Origin of the sequence: Myroides injenensis M09-0166, from assembly GCF_000246945.1 — a bacterium.
In the GTDB taxonomy this organism is placed as follows: Bacteria; Bacteroidota; Bacteroidia; order Flavobacteriales; family Flavobacteriaceae; genus Flavobacterium; species Flavobacterium injenense.
Window position 1 is genome coordinate 36,757 of the sequence record NZ_BAEX01000016.1, and the last position, 9,814, is coordinate 46,570.

Annotated in this window: 5 protein-coding genes; all 5 read left to right on the forward strand. The window is 32.4% G+C overall.

Going from position 1 to position 9,814, the window contains the following annotated elements:
* Positions 1-72: 72 nt before the first annotated feature.
* The 5 genes from RH98_RS04310 (at position 73) to RH98_RS04330 (ending at position 9,791) form a co-directional block, all read left to right on the forward strand.
* Positions 73-4,419, forward strand: a complete 4,347-nt coding sequence (locus RH98_RS04310; protein ID WP_010250892.1) for a CusA/CzcA family heavy metal efflux RND transporter — start codon at positions 73-75, stop codon at positions 4,417-4,419.
* A gap of 4 nt (positions 4,420-4,423) precedes the next feature.
* Entirely contained in the window at positions 4,424-5,587 is a 1,164-nt protein-coding gene (locus tag RH98_RS04315; protein WP_010250895.1) for an efflux RND transporter periplasmic adaptor subunit, read from the forward strand.
* Positions 5,588-5,821: 234 nt separating this feature from the next.
* Entirely contained in the window at positions 5,822-6,988 is a 1,167-nt protein-coding gene (locus tag RH98_RS04320) for a pyridoxal phosphate-dependent aminotransferase (protein WP_010250897.1), read from the forward strand.
* Between the two features lie 480 nt (positions 6,989-7,468).
* Positions 7,469-9,013, forward strand: coding sequence for a glycine--tRNA ligase (locus RH98_RS04325; protein WP_010250899.1), 1,545 nt, complete (start codon positions 7,469-7,471; stop codon positions 9,011-9,013).
* A gap of 202 nt (positions 9,014-9,215) precedes the next feature.
* Positions 9,216-9,791: a YceI family protein gene (locus RH98_RS04330; RefSeq protein ID WP_010250902.1), complete on the forward strand. Its 576-nt coding sequence runs from the start codon at positions 9,216-9,218 to the stop codon at positions 9,789-9,791.
* Positions 9,792-9,814: the final 23 nt, after the last annotated feature.

Sequence of the window (9,814 nt, forward strand, 5' to 3'; positions counted from 1 at the left end):
TCATAACAAGATGTTTCACAAACACTTGTATATGCGTAGTGTATTTCTATAATGTATTAACAAACATTAATTATGTTACATAAAATAATTGAGTTTTCTGTAAAGAATAAACTCATCATTGGCCTATTTGTATTGGCCCTAGTTGGTATTGGTATTTACCAGACCACAAAACTTCCTATAGACGCAGTCCCAGATATTACAGATAATCAAGTACAAATTATTACTGTTGCCCCTTCCTATGGTGCTACAGATATAGAAAGGCTTGTGACTTTCCCAATAGAACAAGCAAATAGTAATATTCCAGGCATGAAGAGTATTCGTAGCTTTTCACGTTTTGGGCTTTCACTAGTTACTATTGTATTTGAAGAAGACGTTGATGTATATTGGGCTAGACAGCAAGTTACCGAAAGACTTCAACAGGTCAAAGATGATATACCACAAGGAATTGGACAACCTGAATTGGGACCAATATCTACTGGACTGGGTGAAATCTATCAATATGTAGTTCGTCCTGAAAAAGGATATGAAGATAAATTTGACTTAACAGAACTTCGTACAATCCAGGATTGGGTAGTGCGTCGACAATTGTTATCCGTAAAAGGGGTAGCTGAAGTCAGTAGCTTTGGAGGAAAACTAAAACAATATGAAATTGCTATAAACCCTAATAAATTAGATGCTTATGGAATAACAATTAATGATGTTTTCGAAGCTCTAGAGAATAATAATGAAAATACTGGGGGTGCTTATATAGAGAAAGGACCTACTGTACTTTATATAAGAACTGAAGGATTAGTTTCTACAATTGAAGATATTGAGAATATTGCAATTACTTCAAACCAAAATGAATTACCTCTACTAATAAGAGATGTCGCTACAGTAAATATAGGTCATGCTACTCGATATGGAGCGATGACTTATAATGATCAAGGTGAAGTATCAGGTGCAATAGTCATGATGTTAAAGGGATCTAATAGCAACGATGTCATCAAAGATGTAAAAGCAAAAGTTGCTGAAATACAAAAAACATTACCTGAAGGAGTTGTCATTGAGCCTTTTTTAGATCGTACTAAAATGGTAAATAATGCTATCGGAACAGTAGAAAAAAATCTAGCAGAAGGAGCATTAATTGTTGTCTTAGTTTTAGTTCTTTTTCTAGGAAATTTTAGAGCAGGTCTACTTGTTGCTTCAGTAATACCTTTAGCAATGTTGTTTGCTATATGTATGATGAACTTATTTGGAGTAAGTGGAAACTTAATGAGTTTAGGAGCATTAGATTTTGGGCTAATTATCGATGGAGCAGTTATTATCGTTGAGGCAGTATTACATCAGTTCTCTCATAATGCTAGGTTCAAGAAAATGGTCAATCTAACAAAAGAAGATATGAATAAGACAGTTGTTCATTCAGCTTCAAAAATGATGAATAGTGCTGTATTTGGGCAAATCATTATTCTAATTGTCTATATTCCTATTCTAACTTTACAAGGTATTGAAGGTAAAATGTTTAAGCCAATGGCTCAGACTGTAGCATTTGCATTATTAGGAGCTTTTATCCTTTCGCTTACTTATATCCCAATGATGAGTTCACTTATAATGAGCAGAAAAGTAGCACATAAACCTAATCTTTCTGAACGTCTATTAAACAAACTAGAGAAAATATATGAACGTGCATTAGTAAAGGTAATGGAGTTATCCAAAGTAGTGTATGCTATTGTAACTATACTATTTATTAGTGCAATCTATATATTAACTAATTTAGGAGGAGAGTTTATTCCTTCTTTAGAAGAAGGAGACTTTGCCGTTGACACAAAAGTATTAAATGGCAGTAATCTGACTACAACTATAGAGAGTACACAAAAGGCAGTCCATATATTAACAACTCGCTTCCCAGAAGTAGAAAAAGTAGTTACAAAAATCGGTAACTCTGAAATCCCAACTGACCCAATGCCTATGGATGCTAGCGATATGATGGTCATTTTAAAAGATAAAAGCGAATGGACTTCAGCCTCTTCTTTTCCTGAATTAGCAGAGAAGATGGGGAAAGCATTAGAGGAAGTACCGGGTATAACGGTAGGCTTTCAATTTCCTGTTCAAATGCGTTTTAATGAATTAATGACAGGAGCACGACAAGATGTAGTAGTAAAAGTATTTGGTGAAAACTTAGACACATTAGCTTCTACAGCAAATAAACTTGCTTCAATAATTAATACTGTTCAAGGTGCAACTAATTTATATGTAGAACCTATAACAGGAATGCCTCAATTACTAATAGATTATAATAGACAAGCTATAGCTAGATATCGATTGTCAATCAATGAAATTAACAAAGTAGTTAACGCTTCATTAGCAGGACAAAGTACAGGTATGGTCTACGAAGGAGAAAAATGTTTCGATATGGTGGTGCGCATGGATGAAAAAAACAGAAAAAGTATTGAAGACATTAGAAACATACTAATTCCTATCCCTTCTGGAGGGCAAATCCCACTAAATCAACTCGCTTCAGTAGATATAAAAGAAGGTCCTAATCAAATTCAAAGAGAAAATGCGCAACGACGAATATTTGTAGGATTTAATATTAAAGGACGTGATGTACAAAGCATTGTAGAAGAATTGCAGAATAAAGTGGAATCACAAATCACATTACCATCAGGATATCAAATCACGTATGGAGGACAATTCGAAAACCTCAACGAAGCGAAGTCTCGCTTGGCTATTGCGGTTCCACTTGCCTTAGTTTTAATATTTGTTTTACTATTTTTTGCCTTTAGAGATGTAAGAGAATGTTTAATGATCTTTACAGCTATTCCATTGTCAATTATTGGTGGGGTATTCTTACTCGCCCTTAGAGGAATGCCATTTAGTATTAGTGCTGGCGTAGGTTTTATTGCATTATTTGGTGTAGCAGTATTGAATGGAATTGTATTAATTGCGGAATTTAATAGATTACATAAATCCGGTATTAACAATATAGTCTTTGTAGTCATTCGAGGAGCAAAAACAAGACTTCGACCAGTATTAATGACTGCTTGTGTAGCTTCTTTTGGTTTCTTACCTATGGCATTAAGTAAAGGTGCAGGAGCTGAAGTACAGCGCCCATTAGCTACCGTTGTTATAGGAGGATTATTACTTGCTACTTTTCTAACTTTATTTGTACTCCCTTTATTGTATATCACTTTTGAACAACGTCTAAAATTCAACTTCCTGAGAAAGAAGAAAGCAGTAATAATAGCAAGCTTCCTCTTAATAGGACTGAGTACTCAGGCACAAACCTCTGTTACTTTAGAGCAGGCAATTACAAAGGCAATAGATAATAATAAAACAATACGAACAGAAAAATTAAAAACAGAATACGCTGAGGCATTTGTAAACTCTGCAATAGATATTAATCAAACTGTTCTTTCTACTGAGTTTGGTCAAATAAATGGTCCATATACAGACAACAAATTTTCTATTTCACAAGAACTAGCCTTTCCTACTATTTACAAAAAACAAAAAAATGTACATAAAGCGGAATGGCAAAAAAGTATATATAATCTAGATTTAAAAGTATACGAACTCAAAAAAGAAATTACTCAAACTTATTATGACTACTCTTATTGGCTAGAGAAAAAGCAACTACTATTAAGAGCGGATAGCATGTATACTAATTTCTATGAAAAAGCAGCTCTAAGATTAGAAAAAGGAGAAAGTAATATTATGGAAAAACTAACTGCACAAAATCAATTAATCAATATCCAAACGCAGTTAGCAGAAGTGAATAAATCAATTGAATTACTATTACTTCAACTAAAATATTTAGTCAATACAGAGGATAATATCATTCCTGAAATAACTGACAAAAAAGCAATACTCACATTAGTACCAGAAGATTTAGAACAAAATCCAAATCTTCAACTTTTAAAACAAAATCATGAGATTGCAGAGGAACAAACAAAAGTGGAGAAAGCAAAACAGCTTCCTAATTTACAACTAAATTATTCCAACAGTAGCTTTATGGGATTAGCTTCTAATGATGTTTATTACGACAGAAGCGATCGATTTAATTCTTTCCAAGTTGGTATATCATTACCTCTATTTTCTATTGGACAGCATTCAAAAATTAAAGCAGCAAAAAAAGCGGTATCAGTTGCCGAAGCCGAATTAGAAGTTACTAAAGACAATATGGCTAATTACTATCAACAACTATTAACTTCTCATAATAACAACCAAGTCATTTTAGAAAACTATGAAATAATCACTCTGAAAAACACTGCGGCATTCCTTACAACAGCTGAATTGCAATATATAAATGGAGAAATTAATTATCTCGAATATGTCATGTTAACAAATCAAGCGCTAACGTTTTTAAATAACTATTTGGAAGCCTTAAAAATGTACAATGACAATATAATTAAAATCAACTACTTAACACCTAATAATTAGAGCCATGCAATCAAAATATATCAATATTAAAATCTTCTATCTTATTACTTCAATATGCAGTATTTTCTTTTTCTCCCAATGCAAAAAAGGGGAAACAGAAACTGAGCAAATCGAAAATATAAAAGAAGAAAATTCTATAGTTCAATTAACAGATGCTCAATTTAAAAATGTAGAAATAGTAACGACTACACTAACAGAACGTCAAATAGCCACAACATTAAAACTAAATGGTAAAATAGATGTACCACCACAAAACTTAGTTTCTATTACAAACCCACTTGGTGGGTATCTAAAGCACACTAAACTATTGCCTGGTATGCAGGTAACCAAAGGGCAACTTATTGCCACAATGGAAGATCCACAATATATCTTATTGCAACAAAATTACCTAATTGCTAAAGGTAAATATGAAATAGCTAAACTAGATTATGATCGCCAAAAAGAGCTTAATGTCAATAAAGCTAGTAGCGACAAAGTGTTACAACAAGCACTTAATGAAATGAACACACAGCATATCACTATGAATGCACTTGCCCAACAGCTAAGTTTAATCAATATTAATCCTGAAAAACTTACACACGATAATATAAGTAAATCAATATCGATCTATAGTCCTATAACTGGTTTTGTAAGCAATACCTATGTAAACATAGGTAAATATGTTACCCCTTCAGATATTATGTTTGACCTTATTAATCCATCTGATATTCATCTAAATCTAAAAGTATATGAGAAAGATGTTGACAAACTAGAAATAGGTCAACGCGTGGTAAGCTATACAAACAATGACCCTTCTAAAAAATATGAAGGAGAGATAATTATTATCAGCATGGATGTTAACAATGAAGGAATAACAGAAGTTCATTGCCATTTCCATCAATTCGATAAAAAACTGCTTCCTGGAATGTACATGAATGCTGATATTGATACGCACTCCGTATTAACAAAAGCATTGCCAGAAGAAAGTGTGGTGTATTACGAGGGTAAAAACTTTGTCTTTGTAGAAGTAGAAAAACAAACATATCAAATGATTCCCGTAAAAATAGGAGCAAAAGAAGATGGGTTTATTCAAATAAAAAATAGTCCAGAATTAGATGGTAAAAAAATTGTTGATAAAGGTGCTTATACACTTTTAATGAAATTAAAGAATACAGAAGAAGATGAATAAATAAAAGAAAATGAATAGTTATCTTATAGATAACTATTCATTTATCTCTTAAAATAAGAGTTTCTATTTTAAGAGATAAATGTAAAAAAACAACTCCTATAAAAAAGTAATAATTATATTTTTCGCATAAATAAGAGTAAAAACTTTTGTTCTATCAACTATTATTAGGTGATATTGTGTTATTTTTATGATTACCTTAATAATCAAAAACTGTTAACCGTTAAAAATACTACTATGAATAGAAGAGACATTCTAAAACTATCAGGAACTTTATTTGCTGGAACAATTATTACTCAGGGACTTGCAGCAAGAAATGTTCTAAAAGAAATAAGTGAAGTGCCTACTTCATTTTCTACAAATGATGAACCATTGTATTTACATTACAATGAAAATAGTCTAGGTTTATCTCCTAAAGCACAGAAAGAGATTGCAGATCATATTCAAAAAGTCAATAGATATCCTGATGACTATATCATTGAATTAAAAGAAACGATCGCATCTACCTATCATGTAACAGCAGATGAAATAACATTAGGTGTTGGCTCATCAGACATTATACGTGCTGTCATCAATAAATTAGGAATAGATGCACTGCAACAAAGAAAAAAGATACAGTTAATAACTCCAGACCCTTCCTTTTTTTTAGCTGCTGAACACGCAAAAGCTATTGGCATTAACGTAGTCTATGTACCACTTAATGAAAACTACCAGATGGATATCAAAAAAATGAAAGCCATTGCTGATAACTTTAATGGAATATCAATCTGTTATTTATGCAATCCTAATAATCCAACTGGTACATTGACCTCCTCTGTGACTATTGAGGACTGGGTAAAACAAGCCAATATGGCTAAGCAGTTTTTTATGATTGATGAGGCATACGCTGAATATATTACTGACAAAAACTTTGTTAGTGGACTGTCTTTTGTGAAAGAAGAAAGAGATAATGTCATCGTGTTACGAACATTTTCTAAAATATTTGCAATGGCAGGACTACGCTTAGGATATGGTATATCTACTCCTAAATTGGCAAAAGAATTAGTCCCTTATATGTCAATTTTAAATGTAAATACGCTTACAGCAGTAGCTGGTATAGCTTCTATTCAAGATACAGACTTTATATCTAAAAGTTTAAAAATGAATCAGGACTCTATGAAGATCACCACAGATGCACTAGATGGTTTAGGGCTTGAATACTTACCTAGTCATGGGAACTTCATTTTTCATCGCATAAAAGGAGATCCACAAGAGTATATAGATCGTATGAAAGATGCGGGTATTATAGTAGGCCGCCCATTCCCACCATTAACAGAATGGACGCGTATTACACTAGGTACGCCCCAAGAGATGACCCAATACATAGAGACATTAAAAAACTTCAGATCAAAAGATTGGATCTAATACAATCAATTACTAGATAGTTCAGACAGCACTTTATTACAACTAAATTCCTCTCCTCTTTTCTTTTGTGAATACTTAATTTTACAAAAAGGGATGAGAGGAATTTTTTGTATTGCAACTACTATAACCAGGCCTTTAAATAAAACTATAGTTTTCCAACACTACCCTGAAAAATGTTCTCTTTATTGAAGTGGTCTTTTAGAGGTTTTGAATTGTTGTCAATACAATCGATATCACTCATCTCAAAATTTGCAAGTCATCTAGCTCCAAAACATTCAAGAAACACATCTTCTTAATAAAAAAACCAACCTACTTATTCCTAGTTAGAAATAGGAAAAACGTGAATATTTTCTAACTTTGATTAGAATACTAACAGTAACTATTTATTTAATACAAAAAAGACAATAATCTTAGTACTAATAACATCAAAATGCTGTTTTTGAAGTTTCTATTATTAAAGTCTTTTATTACTTTTGCAGTATGGCAAAACAAGATGATATTTTTAAGAACGTTATTTCGCACGCTAAAGAGTATGGTTATATCTTTCCATCTAGCGAAATATACGATGGTCTAAGCGCAGTATATGACTACGCTCAGAATGGTGTTGAGTTAAAGAGAAACATTCGCGAGTACTGGTGGAAATCTATGGTACAAATGCACGAAAATATTGTAGGAATAGATGCCTCAATTTTTATGCATCCTACTACTTGGAAAGCTTCTGGTCACGTAGATGCGTTTAATGACCCATTAATAGATAATAAAGACAGTAAAAAGAGATATAGAGCAGATGTTCTTATAGAAGATTACTGTGAAAAATTATACCAAAAAGCTCAAAAAGAAATCGAAAAAGCAAAAAAACGCTTTGGAGAAGCTTTTGATGAGCAAGAATTTATAACTACCAACCCTCGTGTGGTAGAATATCTTGCAAAGAAAAAAGCAATTCTTGAGCGCATGGCTAAAGGTCTTGATACTGGCGATTTAGCTGACGTGAAAGCATTAATTGAAGAATTAGAAATTGCTGATCCAGATACTGGCTCTAAAAATTGGACTGAAGTACGTCAATTTAATTTGATGTTTGGTACTAAGCTAGGTGCTTCTGCTGATTCAGCAATGGATTTATATTTACGTCCTGAAACTGCACAAGGTATTTTTGTAAACTTCCTTAACGTTCAAAAAACAGGTCGCATGAAAATTCCTTTTGGAATTGCTCAGACTGGTAAAGCTTTCCGTAACGAGATTGTTGCTCGCCAATTTATCTTCCGTATGCGCGAATTTGAACAAATGGAAATGCAATTCTTTGTTAAGCCAGGAGAAGAAATGAAATATTACGAGTACTGGAAAGACACTCGTTATAAATGGCACTTATCTTTAGGAATGGGAGCTGAAAATTATCGTTTCCATGACCATGAGAAATTAGCACATTACGCTAATGCAGCTACTGATATTGAGTTTAACTTCCCATTCGGATTTAAAGAATTAGAAGGTATTCACTCTCGTACAGATTTTGACCTTAAAGCACATGAGAAATTCTCAGGCAAAAAGCTACAATTTTTTGATAATGAGACAAACTCTTCTTACGTACCATACGTAGTAGAGACCTCTGTAGGTCTAGACCGTATGTTTTTATCTGTATTCTCGAAATCTTTAGTAGAAGAGACTTTAGAAGATGGATCTACACGTACAGTATTAAGATTACCATCAGTACTAGCTCCGACTAAGGCAGCCGTATTACCATTAGTTAAAAAAGATGGTCTTCCAGAATTAGCACAAGAGATTATAGAAGATCTTAAATGGGACTTTAATGTAGCATATGATGAAAAAGATGCTGTAGGTCGTCGTTATCGTCGTGCAGATGCATTAGGTACTCCATTCTGTATTACAGTTGATCACCAATCATTAGAAGATAAAACTGTAACTATTCGTCATCGTGATACAATGAAACAAGACCGCGTTGCGATTGCAGATCTTAAATCAATCATTGAAAATGAAGTTTCAATGAAAAATTGGCTAAAGAAAATGTTATAGTCATTAATTGAAAATATAAATATGTAAAAGGGTTGTCTATGAGGCAACCCTTTTGTTTTCAAACAAATAATCAAGTCATATTCAATCCTTTAAAAATTAAATATTTTTTTGTAATTTACTTTCTTAATGTAGATTAAGTGCTTATCTCTTAGTTTAATATTAGGTTTGTAATCAAATAACAAAACAATAAAATTTTTATATCATGAAAAAAATAGCTTTATTATTTGTAGCAACTTTAATCTCTGTAGCTACATTTGGTCAGACAAAATGGAATGTTGATAATATGCACTCTTTTGTTAACTTCTCTGTAAAACATTTAGGAATTTCTTTTGTAGATGGTCGTTTTGACAAATATGAAGGCACTTTCGATGGAACAGCAGATGATATAACAAAAGGAACTTTTAATTTCACTGTAGATATCAATAGTATCAATACAGGAGTAGAAATGAGAGATAATCATTTAAAAACAGATGATTTCTTTAATGCAGAGAAATATCCTTCTATGAAATTTGAAAGTACATCAATTAAGAAAACTGGAAAAGATCAATATAAACTTACAGGTAACTTAACAATTAGAGATATTACTAAACCAGTAACATTTGATTTAACTTATGGAGGTTTACTAAAAGATGATGGACAAGGAAACAGTAAGTTAGGATTCCAAGCTACAACTACAATTAATCGTTTTGATTTTGACGTAAATTACGATCCATCAGGACAAGCAATTGCAAAAGACGTTAAAGTATCAGTAAACTTAGAATTTACACAAGCAAAATAATTCCTTTATGGATACCAAAAAAA